General features: G+C 54.2%; 10 protein-coding genes. 4 read left to right on the forward strand and 6 right to left on the reverse strand.

Annotated features, from left to right (window positions below):
• Window positions 1–100: 100 nt before the first annotated feature.
• Together treA and AAH450_RS03475 are read right to left on the reverse strand one after the other, a co-directional pair.
• Window positions 101–1,717 carry an alpha,alpha-trehalase TreA gene (gene treA / locus AAH450_RS03470; RefSeq protein ID WP_342909563.1) on the reverse strand — a complete coding sequence of 539 codons (1,617 nt, stop codon included), beginning with the start codon at window positions 1,715–1,717 and terminating at the stop codon, window positions 101–103.
• A 183-nt stretch (window positions 1,718–1,900) separates the two neighbouring features.
• Window positions 1,901–2,941, reverse strand: a complete 1,041-nt coding sequence (locus tag AAH450_RS03475) for a LacI family DNA-binding transcriptional regulator (RefSeq protein ID WP_342908923.1) — start codon at window positions 2,939–2,941, stop codon at window positions 1,901–1,903.
• Between the two features lie 254 nt (window positions 2,942–3,195).
• Between AAH450_RS03475 and ascF the strand changes: the two genes are divergently transcribed.
• Both ascF and AAH450_RS03485 read left to right on the forward strand, forming a co-directional pair.
• Window positions 3,196–4,668 (forward strand): PTS cellobiose/arbutin/salicin transporter subunit IIBC, encoded by a 1,473-nt coding sequence (ascF, locus tag AAH450_RS03480; RefSeq protein ID WP_342908924.1) that lies wholly within the window; start codon window positions 3,196–3,198, stop codon window positions 4,666–4,668.
• Between the two features lie 14 nt (window positions 4,669–4,682).
• Window positions 4,683–6,113 carry a 6-phospho-beta-glucosidase gene (locus tag AAH450_RS03485; protein ID WP_342908925.1) on the forward strand — a complete coding sequence of 477 codons (1,431 nt, stop codon included), beginning with the start codon at window positions 4,683–4,685 and terminating at the stop codon, window positions 6,111–6,113.
• A gap of 102 nt (window positions 6,114–6,215) precedes the next feature.
• Here AAH450_RS03485 and fumA read toward each other — a convergent pair whose 3' ends face one another.
• Window positions 6,216–7,862: a class I fumarate hydratase FumA gene (gene fumA, locus AAH450_RS03490; protein ID WP_342908926.1), complete on the reverse strand. Its 1,647-nt coding sequence runs from the start codon at window positions 7,860–7,862 to the stop codon at window positions 6,216–6,218.
• Between the two features lie 155 nt (window positions 7,863–8,017).
• Entirely contained in the window at window positions 8,018–9,529 is a 1,512-nt protein-coding gene (locus tag AAH450_RS03495) for an anion permease (RefSeq protein ID WP_342908927.1), read from the reverse strand.
• Between the two features lie 604 nt (window positions 9,530–10,133).
• Between AAH450_RS03495 and AAH450_RS03500 the strand changes: the two genes are divergently transcribed.
• Both AAH450_RS03500 and AAH450_RS03505 read left to right on the forward strand, forming a co-directional pair.
• Window positions 10,134–12,917: a flavocytochrome c gene (locus AAH450_RS03500; RefSeq protein ID WP_342908928.1), complete on the forward strand. Its 2,784-nt coding sequence runs from the start codon at window positions 10,134–10,136 to the stop codon at window positions 12,915–12,917.
• Between the two features lie 67 nt (window positions 12,918–12,984).
• Entirely contained in the window at window positions 12,985–13,965 is a 981-nt protein-coding gene (locus AAH450_RS03505) for an FAD:protein FMN transferase (protein ID WP_342908929.1), read from the forward strand.
• Here the strand turns inward: AAH450_RS03505 and dcuR are convergent.
• Complete coding sequence (gene dcuR / locus AAH450_RS03510; protein WP_342908930.1) at window positions 13,946–14,665, reverse strand: two-component system response regulator DcuR; 720 nt, start codon at window positions 14,663–14,665, stop codon at window positions 13,946–13,948. The two genes, AAH450_RS03505 and dcuR, sit on opposite strands and share 20 nt — an antisense overlap.
• Window positions 14,659–16,302 carry a sensor histidine kinase gene (locus tag AAH450_RS03515; RefSeq protein ID WP_342908931.1) on the reverse strand — a complete coding sequence of 548 codons (1,644 nt, stop codon included), beginning with the start codon at window positions 16,300–16,302 and terminating at the stop codon, window positions 14,659–14,661. Before AAH450_RS03515 ends, dcuR begins: the two co-directional genes overlap by 7 nt.
• Window positions 16,303–16,479: the final 177 nt, after the last annotated feature.

Raw genomic sequence — 16,479 nt, forward strand, 5'->3', positions numbered from 1 at the left:
CAGAGAAGGTAATCAGAGCTTGAGTATCAGGGAAGTTGATCAACGGCCAGGTCAGGCAGGGTGGCGGCCCACGGAAAAATCAGGGCCGCCAGAAGAGAGATTATTGACCGGAAGCCATATCCCCTACGTTGTTACAGGTTTTGTTCTTCGGACAGTAGAGATCCATCAGCTTGAGGGTAACGCCGTTAGTCCAGCCAAACCCATCCTGCAACGGATATTCACCGCCGCCGCCGCCGCCCAGGCCTTTGCCTTCCACGACATATTTCTCCACCAGCTTATGCTCCTTATCATAGGTGTTCTGAACATTTTTCAGGAAGCGCATGCCGATATCTTTTGCCAGCGTCTGCTTGCCGTAATTGTTCAGCCCCTGCACCGCCGCCCACTGTAGCGGCGCCCAGCCGTTTGGTGCATCCCACTGCTGGCCATTATTGACGTTAGTGGTCACCAGTCCCCCTTCCTTAACAAGTTGCGCCTGCACCGCCGAGGCCGTACGGGTCGCTTTCTCTTCGGTAGCGGCCTGCATGTAAAGAGGGAAGAGCGCAGCTGCCGTCAGCTGAGGACGGACTGAGGCTTTTTTCCAGTCATAATCGGCATACCATCCCTGTTTATCATCCCAGAGATAACGGTTAATGGCCGCCTGGCGCGTTTCCGCCAGCTGGCTAAAGTGTTCAGCCGCCTGGTCGTTTTTCGCCACCTTATTTGCCCTGGCAAGGGTTTTCTCCAGATGGAAAATCAGCGAATTCAGATCGACCGGGATAATGCGGGTGGTGTGAATAGTGGAAAGGTCGCCTGGTTTATCAAACCAGCGGGAACTGAAGTCCCAGCCGGAGGCCGCACCAGAGCGTAAATCACGGTACAGCTCCGCTTTATTTCGGTTATCAGCTTTATCTGCGGTGGCGATATCATCCATATAAGATTCCGTTCTCGGAACCTCACGGGCATCCCAGTAACGGTTCAGCAAGGTGCCATCTTTAAGCTTCACCACGCGTTTGGTGGCTTCTCCAGGCTTGACGCTGTTGGCATCGGCCATCCAGTAGTCATACTCTTTTTGCAGCTGTGGCAGGTATTTACTGTATACGCTGTCACCCTGATGCTGAGCCAGCAAATCAACCATCATGCTGAAGAAGGGCGGCTGAGAGCGGCTGAGATAATAGCTGCGGTTACCGTTCGGGATATGACCGTAGGTATCCAGCTCGTGGGCAAAGTTGTCTGCCATATCCTGCACGCGATCCCAGTGCCCGCTTTCAGCGAGGCCGAGCATGGTGAAATAGCTGTCCCAGTAATAGACCTCACGGAAGCGTCCGCCAGGAACAACATAAGGTTTTGGTAGCGGTAGCAAAGAGTCCCACTGGTTAGCCTGCTGGGCTGAACGGGTCAGCACCGGCCACAGGCCATCTATGTGCTCGCGCAGGCTCTGCCCGGCTGGAGGCACATATTTTTCACCTTCAGCCGGAAGCGTGAAGTTAGCGTTCACGAAGCGCTTGAGATCAAAATTGCGCTGAGATTTCTGCATCTGCCAGTCGGCCAGAATCGAGGCGGGGTTGCTTTTAGGCACCGCGTCAGCAAAAGTTTTCTGATCCGGGAAAAGTTTGGCCGCCTGAACGGCATGGAACAGTGGCCCAAGGCGGATATCTGGCGGCTGAGGAACCTGACTCAAAAGATGCTGTTCGCTGTCGCTTTGCGCCGCATAACCCGTTTGTGTCAGTGCGGCCACCATAAACGGCAGCACCAGCACCGCTTTCCATTGACGCTTCTCGACTCTTTGCATTGATAGTTCTCCATGTCCGGACGGTAAGTAGTTGACCCTGAACCAAACTTTAGTCGAAATTTTGGTTAACCACCTTGTTGCAACCGGGAAATGTGAACTGGTCTGGATTTTCAGCTAACGGAAACCGGGAAATTAACGGGCTTCTCTGGCCCTGGGGACCAGCGGGAATGGCCCTGTGCTTACCGAATCTCTGATTATCAGCTCAGAAACAAAGCCATTCTCTTTAACCAGCGTCCCGCCATCCAGCATCGAAATAATCTGGGCAATCACCTCATTCACCATTTCGCTCACCGGATCTTTTACGCTGGAAAGCGCAGGATTGAGCCAGGGAGCGGTAGGAATATTATCGAAACCGATCAGCGAAACCTCTTCCGGCACCCGCAGAGCGGCCAGGCTGAGTGCTTTCATCGCACCAATTGCCATCTCATCGTTACTGGCTAACAGGGCGCTGAAAGAGACGCCCGTCTGAAGTAAGGTTTCAACAGCCTTTGCACCGCTGGCGGGAGACCATTTTCCCGGCACAATCAGCGCCTCCTCAACGGGCAGCTTATAGGCTGTCAGCGCTGCTTTGTAGCCAGCAAGGCGTTCAGTGGCGGTAGGCGAATCAAGTGAGCCGGTGATAAACGCAATTTTTCGGTGGCCCTGATTAATCAGGTATTCGGTGGCGTGAAAACTGGAGCCTTTGTGGTCGCAGAAAATGCAGTGGCTCTGGTGCTTGCGCAGTTTCCGGTTTACCACCATCACCGGCTTTTTATCATTGTCGATGATGCTGTCCAGCTCATCGCCTGATAAAAAACGAGGGTAGATGATGATGCCATCGCAACGAAGATCCCGCAGAAATTCAATGGCGGCGCGCTCTTCATCAGCGCTGTTTTTGCCATCCACCAACAACAGCTGGCGGCCACAGGCGTCGAGCTTTTTGGCAGCCTGAGAGATCAGTTCATTGAAATAGGGGCCGTTATAGAGGGTATTGGTGACCACCAGACCGATGCACATCGATTTACTGGTAGCCAGGTTTCTGGCCAGCAAGTTAGGCCGGTAACCCGCCTCTTCAATGGCTTTAAAAACCTGATCTTTAGTCTGCTGGCTGACGTAGCCTTTACCCGAAAGCACACGAGAAACCGTGGCTTTAGACACGCCCGCTTTGGTTGCCACTTCCTGCATTGTTGACACAGGCCCCTCCTGGAAGAGTAACGTTGATGCGCCATTCTACACATTCTGCCCGCACTGCGGCGAATTCCCCTGTAACCCGATCGCTATCACAAATTTCAAACGCCATTTTAACTAACTCTTGAAGTCTGGGCAGGAAGTGAACATTCTCGTGTGAAACCGGTTACCTATTGTTTCAGTCTGAACGCTCTTTTGCTCTGCCGGCATCACGAAGCTTCACTGAAATTCGCTTAACCTTATGATTCTGGAGTGGTTTCATGGCAAAGAACTTTGCACAACTGGCGGAGTCAATCGTCGATGCGCTGGGCGGTGCGGATAACGTCGCGGCGGTTACACACTGCATGACGCGGCTGCGATTTGTGCTGCATGATGAGTCGGTGGTGGATGCTGCGGTACTGAAGTCGCTCTCAGGCGTGATGGGCGTTGTGCGCAGTGACACGCAGTGCCAGGTGATCATCGGCAACAATGTCTCCCAGGCCTATGCGGAAGTGCAAAAGCTGCTGCCGGAAGGGGTGAGCGCTAAAGAGGCCTCGCCAGCCAAAAGCCGCCTTACGCTACGGCGAATCGGTGCCGGTATTCTTGATGCGCTGATTGGTACGATGTCCCCGCTGATCCCCGCTATTATCGGCGGCTCGATGGTCAAGCTGCTGGCGATGATCCTGGAGATGTCCGGCGTATTCAGCAAAACCGATCCGACGCTGGTGATCCTTAACGTTATCGGCGATGGCGCATTCTTCTTCCTGCCGGTGATGGTGGCGGCCTCTGCGGCGGTCAAGTTCAAAACCAACCTGTCGCTGGCTATCGCGATTGCCGGGGTGCTGGTGCATCCGGCGTTTATTGACCTGATGGCCAAAGCGGCGCAAGGACAGAAAGTGGAGTTCGTGGGCCTTTCGGTCACGGCGGTAAAATATACCTACACGGTAATCCCCGCGCTCTGCATGACCTGGCTGCTCTCTTACATTGAAAAATGGGTAGACCGCATCACGCCAGTGGTTACCAAAAACTTCCTGAAACCGATGCTGATCATGCTGATTGCAGCGCCAATTGCTATTGTGCTGATCGGCCCTCTGGGGATCTGGATCGGCACCGGTATTTCTGCACTGGTCTATACCGTGCACAGCTATCTTGGCTGGCTTTCAGTAGCGATTATGGGGGCGGCCTGGCCGCTGCTGGTGATGACCGGGATGCACCGCGTCTTCACCCCAACCATTATTCAGACCATTGCGGAAACCGGCAAAGAGGGCATGGTTATGCCGTCTGAAATCGGCGCTAATCTGTCGCTGGGCGGCTCCTCCCTGGCGGTGGCCTGGCGGACCAAAAACCCGGAGCTGCGCCAGACCGCGCTGGCCGCGGCCGCTTCCGCCATTATTGCCGGCATTTCAGAGCCTGCGTTGTATGGCGTGGCGCTGCGGTTAAAACGGCCATTGATCGCCTGCCTGATCAGCGGGTTTATCTGTGGAGCCGTGGCGGGGATTGGCGGACTGGCCAGCCATTCGATGGCCTCGCCCGGACTGTTTACCAGCGTACAGTTCTTTGATCCTGCCAATCCGATGAGCATTGTCTGGGTGGCAGGGGTAATGATCCTGGCGGTGGTGATCTCCTTTATCACCACCTTACTGCTAGGTTTTGAAGATATTCCGGTTGAAGCGCCACGCACTGCCGCGCACAAAAGCAGTGAGGCTGTACCTTCAGCCGCGCTTACTGCGTCACCCGCAGTAAAAACACATTGATAAAGAGGGCTGATATGCAAGCATCACCATTTCCTGAAGGCTTTTTATGGGGCGGCGCCTTAGCCGCCAACCAGGCTGAAGGGGCAAGTTTTACAGGGGGAAAGGGGCTGACCACGGTGGATGTCATCCCGCATGGCGCTCACCGGCTGGCAGTGAAGGTCGGGCTGGAAAAGCGCTTTGCGCTCCAGGAAGGGGAGTTCTATCCCAGCCACCAGGCCATTGATTTCTATCATCGCTACAAAGAAGATATCGCTCTGATGGCGGAAATGGGCTTTACCGTGTTCAGAACCTCCATCGCCTGGAGCCGGATTTACCCCAATGGCGATGAGCTGGTGCCGAATGAGGAGGGGATCGCTTTTTACCGGGATCTCTTCAACGAGTGCAAAAAGTATCATATTGAGCCGCTGGTCACGCTGTGCCACTTTGACGTGCCGATGCACCTGGTGCGTGAATATGGCTCCTGGCGCAGCCGGAAAATGGTGGAGTTCTTTACCCGCTATGCCCGTACCTGTTTTGAAGCCTTTGACGGGCTGGTGAAATACTGGCTCACCTTCAACGAGATCAATATCCTGCTGCACAGTCCTTTCTCCGGTGCCGGGCTGGTCTTTGAGGAGGGCGAGGATCAGGCGCAGGTGAAATATCAGGCGGCGCATCATGAGCTGGTAGCCAGCGCGCTGGCGACGAAAATTGCGCATGAAATCAATCCGGCAAATCAGGTTGGCTGTATGCTGGCAGGCGGTAATTTCTACCCCAGAACCTGCAAACCAGAGGATGTCTGGGCCGCGCTGGAAAAAGACCGCGAAAACCTGTTCTTTATAGATGTTCAGGCGCGTGGCGCTTATCCCGCCTATACCCGCCGCCTGTTTGCAGAAAAAGGGATAACGGTAGAAATGGAGGCGGGCGACGCTGAAATCCTGAAAAATAGCGTCGATTTCGTCTCCTTCAGCTATTACGCTTCGCGCTGCGCCTCGGCAGAGATGAATGAGAGCAACAGCAGCGCCGCCAACGTCGTGAAATCCCTGAAAAACCCCCATATCGAACTCAGCGAGTGGGGCTGGGGCATCGATCCGTTAGGGCTGCGGATCACCATGAACATGATGTACGACCGCTATCAGAAACCGCTGTTCCTGGTGGAAAATGGGCTGGGTGCCAGGGATGAGATCGACGAGCGGGGCGAGATTGTTGACGATTACCGTATCAGCTATCTGCGTGAGCATATCAGAGCGATGGGCGAAGCGATTGCAGACGGCATCCCGGTGATCGGCTATACCTCCTGGGGCTGCATCGATCTGGTTTCGGCCTCCACCGGTGAAATGAGCAAGCGCTACGGCTTTGTCTATGTGGATCGTGATGACAGCGGCAACGGGACGCTGGCGCGCAAACGAAAGAAATCGTTCTTCTGGTATCAAAGGGTGATAGCCAGCAACGGCGCAGACCTGAGTTAAAATCGGGGTGTTGCCCAGGTGGCGGCGAGCTGTTGTTTTAGCTGCAAAAAAATCCCGGCCTCTGCCGGGATTTTTACTGCTTCTCAGTCGCCTGTCAGGCCATTACTTCACGCATTTAGCGCACTGCTCCTGACTGATTTTCTGGAAGAAATCGTTGCCTTTGTCATCCACCAGAATAAAGGCCGGGAAGTTTTCCACCTCAATTTTCCAGATAGCTTCCATTCCCAGCTCCGGGTACTCCACGCATTCCAGACTCTTGATGCTTTGCTGGGCCAGCACCGCTGCCGGGCCGCCGATGCTGCCAAGGTAGAAGCCACCATGCTTCTGACAGGCGTCCGTCACCTGCTGGCTGCGGTTACCCTTCGCCAGCATAATCAGGCTGCCGCCCGCTTCCTGTAGCTGATCGACATAGGAATCCATACGGCCTGCGGTGGTCGGTCCGAGAGAACCGGAAGCATAGCCTTCAGGCGTCTTGGCTGGTCCCGCGTAATAGATGGGGTGATCCTTCACGTACTGCGGCAGACCTTCTCCCTTATCCAGCCGCTCTTTCAGCTTCGCATGGGCGATATCACGTGCCACGATGATAGTGCCGCTCAGCGAAAGGCGGGTGGAAACCGGATGCTGAGAAAGCTGCTCTAAAATCTCCTTCATCGGACGATTCAGGTCGATATGCAGCACTTCACCTTCACCCTGCTGACGCAGCTCCGCCGGAATATAGCGGCCTGGGTTATCTTCCAGCTTCTCAATCCAGATCCCTTCACGGTTAATCTTCGCCTTGATATTGCGGTCCGCAGAGCAGGAAACGCCCATCCCGACCGGGCAGGAGGCGCCGTGACGCGGCAGGCGGATCACGCGGATATCGTGCGCAAAGTATTTGCCGCCAAACTGTGCGCCCAGCCCCAACTGTTGTGCTGCCAGCAGCAGTTCTTCTTCCAGCTGCACGTCGCGGAATGCCTGACCATGCTCGTTGCCTTCGGTTGGCAGGCCGTCGTAATAGTGGGTTGATGCCAGCTTCACCGTCTTCAGCGTACTTTCAGCGGAGGTTCCGCCAATCACAAAGGCGATATGGTAGGGCGGGCAGGCAGCAGTGCCAAGCGTCAGCATTTTGCCAATCAGGTAATCCTTCAGCTTAGCCGGACTGAGCAGCGCCTTGGTTTCCTGATAAAGATAGGTTTTGTTGGCAGAGCCACCGCCTTTGGCGATGCAGAGGAATTTGTATTCATCGCCATCCACGCTGTAAAGATCGATCTGCGCCGGCAGGTTGGTGCCGGTATTCACTTCTTTATACATATCCAGCGCAACGGTCTGCGAGTAGCGCAGGTTATCTTCGATATAGGTGTTATAAACCCCCTGTGACAGGGCCGCTTCATCGCCGCCGCCGGTCCAGACGCGCTGGCCTTTTTTACCACTGATAATTGCCGTGCCGGTATCCTGGCAGGTCGGCAGCACGCCCCTGGCGGCAATTTCAGAATTCCTGAGGAACTGGAGTGCCACATAGCGATCGTTCTGGCTGGCTTCAGGATCTGCCAGAATTGCCGCAACCTGTTGCTGATGAGCGGGGCGGAGCATAAAGGAGGCGTCATGGAACGCCTGCTGCGCCAGCAGCGTCAGCGCCTGCGGCTCTACCTTCAGCACTTCCTGGCCGTCGAATTCTGCGACAGAAACATAATCGGAAGTCAGCAGATAATACTCAGTATCGTCAGGGGCAAGAGGGAAGGGGTTCTGATAATAGAAAGGTTTATTCGACATTGTTTTCTCACTTCATGACGCCCTGGGCCGCAGCGACAGGCCCACAGGCGACTAAGAGTTATGATTTTAATCCGGCCGGCCAGCACCTCTGGCCGGGGGAAGATGATATAACAATATTTCAACATCTGCATGCTTATGCAGCGCAGCCGGGAACATCAGAACATCATTACCATCCATGGATAGGCAATCAGCATCATGCCGCCCAGGAAGATAGCCCCAAAGATGGTGCCAAGGCGCCAGTAATCTTTGGTTGGCAGATAGCCGCTACCGTAATAGATGGGGCTTGGGCCGGTACCGTAAGGGGTGATGATGCCCATCACGCCCAGAGAGGTCACCATCATCAGGCAGTAGCCCGGCATATTTATGCCCGGAATAGCGGCGGCGATGGTCAGCATGGCTGGCAGCAGGGCGGTGGTGTGCGCGGTGGTACTGGCAAACAGGTAGTGCAGCAGGAAGAAGGCGATCAGCAGCATCACTGCCGCAACCTGTGGGTCAAAGCCGTTTAGCAGCTGACCTCCCTCTTTGCCCAGCCAGGCGATAAAGCCGACGCGGGCCAGACCATCCGCCAGAGCAACCAGCGTGGCGAACCAGGCAAAGGTGTTCCAGGCTGGCTTGTTGCTGGTGATATCATTCCAGTTTAATACGCCAGTCCACAGCATCAGGACCACCACCAGCAGCGCAGCCATTGCCGGTTCAATCCATGAGGTGGCGAAGATCCACATCAGCAGCGCGCTACAGACAAACACCAGCAGCAGGATTTCATTGCGGGTCAGCTTGCCGAGTTTTTCCAGCTCGCTTTTCGCCCAGCGCGGCACTTCATCATTAATTTTCACTTCCGGCGGGTAGAACCAGTAGGCCAGCAGCGGCATGGTCAGGATCAGCAGCACGCCCAGCGGCAGGAAGGCCAGGAACCAGGTTCCCCAGGAAATTTCAAAACCAACGATGCTTTTAACCAGCGCCAGTGCCAGCAGGTTTGGTGCCAGAGCCGACAGAAACATAGAGCTGGTGATACAAGCGGCAGTGATAGCCACCCACATCAGGTAAGAGCCGATCTTACGAGCGCTGGGGTCGTTGGGTTTAGAGCCATATAAAGGAGGAAGGTTGGCGATAATCGGGTAGATGGTGCCACCGCTTCGCGCAGTATTGGAAGGCGTAAACGGTGCCAGCAGCAGATCCGCGAAGGTAATGGCATACCCCAGCGTCAGGCTGCGTCGGCCCAGATACTTCACCAGTATCAGCGCCAGGCGGCGGCCAAACTGCGTTTTATCGTAGCCGGCGGCGAACATAAAGGCACCGAAAATCAGCCAGACGGTAGAGTTGCCGAAGCCGCTCACCGCCCATTTGAACGATTCGCTGGCCATTTTGAATTTCGGGTTAGCCAGTTCTGCCGGACTGAACAGCAGCCACTGGCTGAACAGGGCGATCACCACCACCCCGGTGAGGCCAATTACCGCACCAGGCAGCGGTTCGAAGATTAAACCGACAATGACGCCGACGAAAATGGCAAAGAAGTGCCAGGCATGGGGTTCTAACCCTTCCGGTACCGGAACCAGCAGCAGGAGCACCGCCACCAGTACCGGTAAGAACATCATGATCAGGCGTTTTTTGGTTCCCTGAGCGGATGGTGCAGCTTTGGGAGGTTCACTGACTGTCGCTAGTGGTTTCATAGTATTTGTCTGCAAGTTAAGGAGAATGCGTTATGGCGTTGCGGTTAATTGTAGATGTGAATGCTTTTTTTAGTTTAATAATGCTTTTTTTATCGGTTAATCGCAACGACCGAAAATAGAATGAGCTGTTTATTTCTCTGGTGACAAAGACTTTATCAGGTACTGTGAATATCATGCGATTTGCATGAAATAAGAATATTGATCTGGATCAATAAATATTTCCCTCGGGTTTCTGTTTTTTAAAAAATCACAATAATTCCTTTTCTCTCTCTGCCTGTTATCGGCAAAAAGGGTATTCCGCCCCTGGGGTTAATTTCCTGAAAACAAAAAAGTAATTTTTAATTAATTGATTAATATAGGTTTATTTTTGGTGTTAATCAGAAGTTGCTTTTTATCAACTATTGGTTAACAATTAAAGGTGGTTTTTATCTTTTTGCCGTTAATTATAAGCTCCATATTATTTAAAAGTTTAAAAACTAAATTTATCGCTTATATAAGCAAAGAAAAGGGTATATTAAGCACATGACATCGGACCACTTAATTATAGGGAAATAATGCGTCCGCGAAAGATTTACAGACTTTTAAATTTTTGGAGTTGTTCATCATGCCAACACTCACCCCGATCCTGAATCCCCTCACATTACCTAACGGCGCAGTCCTGAAAAACCGTCTGCTGATGGCGCCGATGACCACCTGTACCGGTTATTATGATGGTACGGTGACCAGCGAACTGGTGGAGTATTACCGCGCACGTGCCGGCAGCATTGGCACGGTGATTGTCGAGTGCTGCTTTATCGACCCAAAAGGGCCAGCTTTCCCCGGCGCTATCGCTATCGACAGCGATAACAAAATTTCCGGCCTGAGCAAAATTGCCGAGGCGATCAAATCTCAAGGCTCGAAAGCTATTCTGCAAATCTATCACGGCGGCAGAATGGTGGAACCTGAGCTGATCGGCGGCAGAACGCCGGTCGCGCCTAGCGCTATTGCCGCTCCGCGTGAAGGTGCCACCACGCCACAGGCGCTGACGGCGGATGAAGTGGAGGTGATGATCACCAAATTCGGTGATGCGGTAAACCGCGCCATCAAGGCGGGCTTTGATGGCGTCGAACTCCATGGCGCAAACACCTATCTTATCCAGCAGTTCTATTCGCCAAATTCCAACCAGCGCGACGACAAATGGGGCGGCAGCCGCGACAACCGCGCCCGGTTCCCACTGGAAGTGCTGGAGATCACCCACAAAATGGTGGAACGTTTTGCCGATGCCTCTTTTATCATCGGCTACCGTTTCTCACCGGAAGAGCTTGAAGTCCCCGGCATCCGTTTTGACGACACAATGTACCTGCTGGAGAAACTCGCCGCGCGCGGGCTGGATTATGTGCATTTCTCCGTAGGCCAGCTGCTGCGCCCATCCATCGTAGACCTGGAAGATCCAACCCCGCTGATCACCAAATTTATCGCCAGGCGTTCAGAGACGCTGGCGAAGATCCCGGTGATTGGCGTGGGCGGGGTAGTAAATAAAGCCGATGCTGAAAAAGCGCTGGAGTACGGTTTCGATCTGGTGGCGATAGGCAAGGCTTGTATCGCCTATCCCGACTGGGCAGACCGCATCATCAATGAAGATCATCTTGAGTTGTATATCGACAGCCAGCGCCGCGAAGAGCTGAAAATCCCGGAACCGCTCTGGCGCTTCTCGCTGGTGGACGCGATGATCCGCGACACCAGTACCACCGGACGGAAATACAAAGCTGGGGTGTATCAGGAGAAAGTGGAAGCGGAGGCGCTGAAGCTGAAAATTGCTGTTACCCTCGACACTGACCGTATTACCGATATCTCGCTGGTGCCGGACGCCTCTCTGGACGTGGACTTTACCACTACCTTTGAAAGCCTTCGTACCCGTATTCTGGTGGCTAACAGCCCGCACGTAGATGCCATTACCGGCGCGACGACGCAGAGTGAAGCGCTGAAAAAAGCCGTGTCACGCGCGCTGGCAACCTCCAGTAAAGAGCATGTTATTGAAGAGGGCGGTAACCCGCAGGCACCGCAAAATTATGATGTGGTGGTTGTGGGAAGCGGCGGTGCAGGTCTGGCCGCGGCGATTCAGGCTTACGATGACGGCGCTCGCGTGGTGATCATTGAGAAGATGCCGACCATTGGCGGTAACACCATCAAAGCCTCTGTGGGCATGAACGCGGCCGAAACCCGCTTCCAGAAGCTGAAAGGTATTGTGGACAGCAAAGAGCTTTTCTATGAAGAGACGCTGAAGGGCGGTAAGTTCAAAAACAACCCGGTGCTGCTGCGTGAGTTCGTCGACCTGGCGCCGGAAGCCATTGAGTGGCTGGCCGCGAAGGAGATTGAGCTGAAGGATATTACCATCACCGGCGGCATGAGCATCGACAGGACGCACCGTCCCGCTGACCGCTCAGCGGTCGGGGGCTTCCTGATCAGCGGGCTGGTTAAAAACATCAACAAACGCGATATTGAAGTGCTGCTGGAAACCTCCGTGGCGGAGATCCTGTTTGAAAACGGGGCCGTTGCGGGCGTGAAGGTGGTGGATGAATATAACGACAGCCGTATTCTCTACGCAAAAAGCGTTATCGTCGCCACCGGTGGCTTTAGCGCTAACCGTGAGATGGTCGTGAAATATCGCCCGGAACTGGACGGCTTTGTGACCACCAACCACAAAGGTGCCACCGGTAGCGGTATCGCCATGTTGCAGAAAATTGGTGCGGATACCGTGGATATGGGTGAAATTCAGATCCACCCCACAGTAGAACAAACCACCTCCTATCTGATTTCTGAAGCGATTCGCGGCGGCGGCGCCATCCTGATCAGTCAGGCGGGTAAACGCTTCTTTAATGAGATGGAAACGCGTGACAAAGTGTCGGCGGAGATTATTGCGCTGCCGGAAAAAAGTGCCTGGGTATTGTTCGACGAGCAGGTTCGTCTTAACAACAAGGCGGCGGATGAGTATATCGCTAAAGGATTTGTGATCAGTGCGCCCTCTCCTCAGGAGCTGGCAGTGAAGCTGAACATGGATATGCATGCGCTTCTGGCGACGTTAGAACGCTACAATCTCTTTGTTGAGAAACAACATGACGAAGATTTTGGCCGCAAAACCGCGCTGCGCCACCCTCTGAAACAGGGGCCGTTCTATGCTATCCGTGTCGCGCCTGGCGTACACCACACCATGGGCGGCGTAACGATCAATACCGATACGGCGGTGCTGGATGCGCAGAAACAGGTGATTAAGGGAGCCTGGGCTGCCGGTGAGGTTGTCGGCGGTATCCACGGCGCTAACCGTATTGGCGGCAATGCCGTAGCGGATATCATCATCTTTGGTATTCTGGCCGGTAAAAACGCGGCAGCACTTGCCCGTCAACAGAGCTGAACAGGCGCCGAAGAGATCCGGCGTTTGCCAGTCAGGGAAGTTGTGGCGCTGCGACAGGAGAGAAAGTATGTCAGCTGAAGAACGGGTATGTGCTTACTCCGCCGTGTTAATGGGTTCCCCGATTCTGCTAAAGCTGTTTGAACATGATGAAGCGCTCGCCGCACGCGTCTTCCGCCTGATCAAGCAGTATGAAATCCTGCTTACCGTCAATCGTCCGCAGTCAGAAGTGATGAGTATCAACCAGGCGGCGGGGCTGCATCCGGTTAAGGTCAGCCCGCCGGTTTTCGACCTTATTGCCTGCGCCCATGCCGCCAGCCTTTTTCCGGAGAGCCTGTTTAATTTCACCATTGGCCCGCTGGTTAAGCGCTGGAAAATCGGCTTCAGGGGCGACAGTATCCCGCCTGCGGAGGAGATCGAGGCGCTTCTTCCGCTCACCGATCCCCGCCAGGTATTGCTGGACAAAGAGGCCTGTACGGTGTTTCTGCAACAAAAGGGCATGGAGATCGACCTGGGTGCCATTGCTAAGGGCTATATTGCCGATCGGGTGCGGGATTATTTGCAGCGGGAAGGCGTGACGCAGGCGCTGATCAATCTGGGGGGAAATATCCAGACCCTGAGCGGCCCGCCGGAAGAGGCGGGCTGGGGCATTGGCCTGAAAAAGCCTTTTGCCGCCCCGGATGCCCTGATTGGTGTGATCAACGTCAGGGGTAAATCAGTAGTGACCTCTGGCATTTATGAGCGTTATTTCGAACTCAACAACCAGCGCTATCACCATATTCTTGATCCCCGCAGCGGCTACCCGCTGGATAATGAACTGCTCAGCGTCACCGTTATCTCAGAAGATTCCATTGAGGGTGACATCGCCACCACCTTGCTGTACGGCATGGGGGTGGAAAAAGGCCTCGCTTATCTTCATACCCGGCCAGAGCTGGAAGCCATTTTCGTCACCAAAGCGGGCCAGGTCATCTGTTCTTCACAGCGGCTCTCATCTTTTACTCTGCTGGATAGCGAATTTCAGCCTGAGATCGTTACTGACAAAACTGTTTAAGAAGCTGGGCGTGTTCGGCCTGTAAACGGTAACGGTAAACCGGTCTTCCTGTCAGCCCATAGTGCAGGTTGGTGGAGAGGATTTTCCGCTGCGCCAGCCAGATCAGATATTTACGGCAGGAAACGCGCGAAATATTCACCGCAGCGGCAAGGTCGTCCGTAGAAAATTCTGTGTCCGGATGCGCATCAATCCACAGGCAAAGCGTGCGCAAGGTCTGAGGCGTTAAGCCTTTGGGCAGGCGGTGCGCATCAGCCATCTCCGGCAGGTTGCCATGCAGCAGCGCATCCACATCCTCCTGCTTGTACCAGCTGTGCGTCTCTTTCAGCGTCTTTTTATGCTGCCAGCCGGTCAGCGCCTCTTCAAAACGGGCAAACTGAAACGGCTTGATCAGGTAATCCACCACGCCATAGTGCAGAGATTGCTGAATGGTCTGCGCATCCGCCGCTGAAGAGATGACAATCACATCAATGGTGCGCTTCGCAGCGCGAACTTCCGGCAGTAAATCCAGCCCGTTCTCCTGCTGCATATAGATATCCAGCAGGATCAGATCGATATGCAGATCGCTGTGCAGCACCATCTCTCTGGCCTGTTTCAGCGTGGAGGCCACGCCGCAGCAGGAAAATCCTGGGATCTGCCCGATGTAGCAGCGGTTTAGCTCGGCCACCATCGCATCATCATCGACCACTAAAACATTTAACATGCGTTCTCTTCTCCTCCATCCCAGGGAAGCTGGACTAAAAATTGGGTATAAACCCCAGGGTCGGACTCTACAATAATTTCGCCGCCAAGGCTCAGGGTTTGCTGCTTACAGAGGAATAAACCCACTCCGCGCTGCTCGCCTTTGGAGGAAAACCCTTTTTCAAAGATAGCGTCAAGCTGTTCCGGCGGAATTCCCGGCCCGTCATCGCTGACTTCGCAGGTCAGCCAGCCCTGCTGATAGTGCAGCAACACGCTGACTTCACCTTCCGGCTGCTGGCTCAGGGCATCAAACGCATTCTCAATAAGATTCCCCAGAACGGTGATCAGGACCGAAACCTGCTGTTCGCTGCCTCTGTCCGGCAGGAAACTCTCTTCACTCAGTACCAGCCGCTGCCCCTGATCTGAAGCCCTGTTAAGTTTACTTAATAAAAAACCAGCTATCACCGGCGACTTTATTTTTCGCAACAGCGATCCGATTTCAGTCTGATAGTTGTTGGCAGTTTTCAGAATGTATGCCTCAAGCTGCTCGTAGCTTTTCATATGCAACAGACCCAGAATGACATGCAGCTTATTCATAAATTCATGGGAGTGCTGACGCAGGGTATCGACATAGTTGACCATCCCGCTCAGGCGCTGGGTAAGCCGGGTGACTTCCGTTTTATCCCTGAAGGTACAAATCGCGCCGATGATGTTGTTTTTGCTGCTGACCGGCATGGTGTTGATCAACAGATCGCGTCCCCGGAAGTGGATCTCTTCATCACGCTGGGGCTTGCCACTGTTCAGCACGGCGCGCAGGTTGGCGATCAGCGGGCCGGAAGCTTCCAGGTTCCGGACAATCTCCTGTTCTGAAGCCTGCGGCATGCCGGTTTCACGAAACAGCTTGCGGGCGGCGTGATTAATCAGCGTCACCTGCGCGTTGAGATCTACGGCGACTACCCCCTCTTTGATGGCGTACAGCATCGCCTGGCGCTGTTCAAACAGTGCCGAGATTTCATAAGGCTCCAGGCCGAATAACATTCTGCGGGAAGCCCTGACCAGCCAGAAGGTGCCTGCCGCGCCCACCAGACTCCCGAACAGCGCCGTCCAGAGAATATTCCAGCGGCTCTGATTGATCTGCGCATTCACTTCACTCAGCGAGATACCAATCACCACCACACCGATCTGGCGGTGTTGCGGGTCATAAACGGGGGTAAAAACGCGCAGGGCTTTCGCCAGCTGGCCCTGGTTAACAGAGACGTTTTCTTTACCCAGCAGTGCAGGGCGCAGATCCGGGCCGATAAAATGCTGGTTAATGGCTTCCCTGACCGGATGGGAATAGCGAATGCCCTCCATATTGGTCACCACCACATAGAGCAGGTCGTTGCTCTTCTGCACCTGAGAGGCGACTGGCTGGATCAGGTTAAGGGTTGCGGGTAAAAGCAGGGCGTGCTGGATATCCGGGGAGTTCGCCAGCGTGCGGGCCACCGCCAGCGCCTTATGCTCAACGCTCTGTCGCGTCACGCTGGAAATCTGCAAAAAATAGAAAAAATGGACCACCACCAGCACCGCCACGATCACTGTACTCACCATCAGGCTGACGGAGGTAGTGAGTTTCATCGGACGTTTCCGTGCTGGTTGCTGCGCCGTGGGGTTATTCATGGAAGCTCCTTAACGATAAAAAGAGCCATGAATGCTGTTCCAGCCTGACTCCGTGGCGCTAATATAACGTGAAGCATCAGCTTTGGTGATGATTTTCCACCAATTCCTTTACTTTATGCAGCGCATCAGGAATGTACCAGACCTCTGCTGGTTTCCAGGGTTTGATGTCGACTTGAA

This window comes from Erwinia magellanica, assembly GCF_039023495.1.
Classification (GTDB): domain Bacteria; phylum Pseudomonadota; class Gammaproteobacteria; order Enterobacterales; family Enterobacteriaceae; genus Erwinia.

Excerpts from the sequence above, each read along its gene's own strand:
- treA (WP_342909563.1), bottom strand. The coding sequence starts at position 1,717 with ATGGTGGCCGCACTGACACAAACGGGTTATGCGGCGCAAAGCGACAGC.
- ascF (WP_342908924.1), top strand. The coding sequence starts at position 3,196 with ATGGCAAAGAACTTTGCACAACTGGCGGAGTCAATCGTCGATGCGCTG.
- AAH450_RS03485 (WP_342908925.1), top strand. The coding sequence starts at position 4,683 with ATGCAAGCATCACCATTTCCTGAAGGCTTTTTATGGGGCGGCGCCTTA.
- fumA (WP_342908926.1), bottom strand. The coding sequence starts at position 7,862 with ATGTCGAATAAACCTTTCTATTATCAGAACCCCTTCCCTCTTGCCCCT.
- AAH450_RS03495 (WP_342908927.1), bottom strand. The coding sequence starts at position 9,529 with ATGAAACCACTAGCGACAGTCAGTGAACCTCCCAAAGCTGCACCATCC.
- AAH450_RS03500 (WP_342908928.1), top strand. The coding sequence starts at position 10,134 with ATGCCAACACTCACCCCGATCCTGAATCCCCTCACATTACCTAACGGC.
- AAH450_RS03505 (WP_342908929.1), top strand. The coding sequence starts at position 12,985 with ATGTCAGCTGAAGAACGGGTATGTGCTTACTCCGCCGTGTTAATGGGT.
- dcuR (WP_342908930.1), bottom strand. The coding sequence starts at position 14,665 with ATGTTAAATGTTTTAGTGGTCGATGATGATGCGATGGTGGCCGAGCTA.
- AAH450_RS03515 (WP_342908931.1), bottom strand. The coding sequence starts at position 16,302 with ATGAATAACCCCACGGCGCAGCAACCAGCACGGAAACGTCCGATGAAA.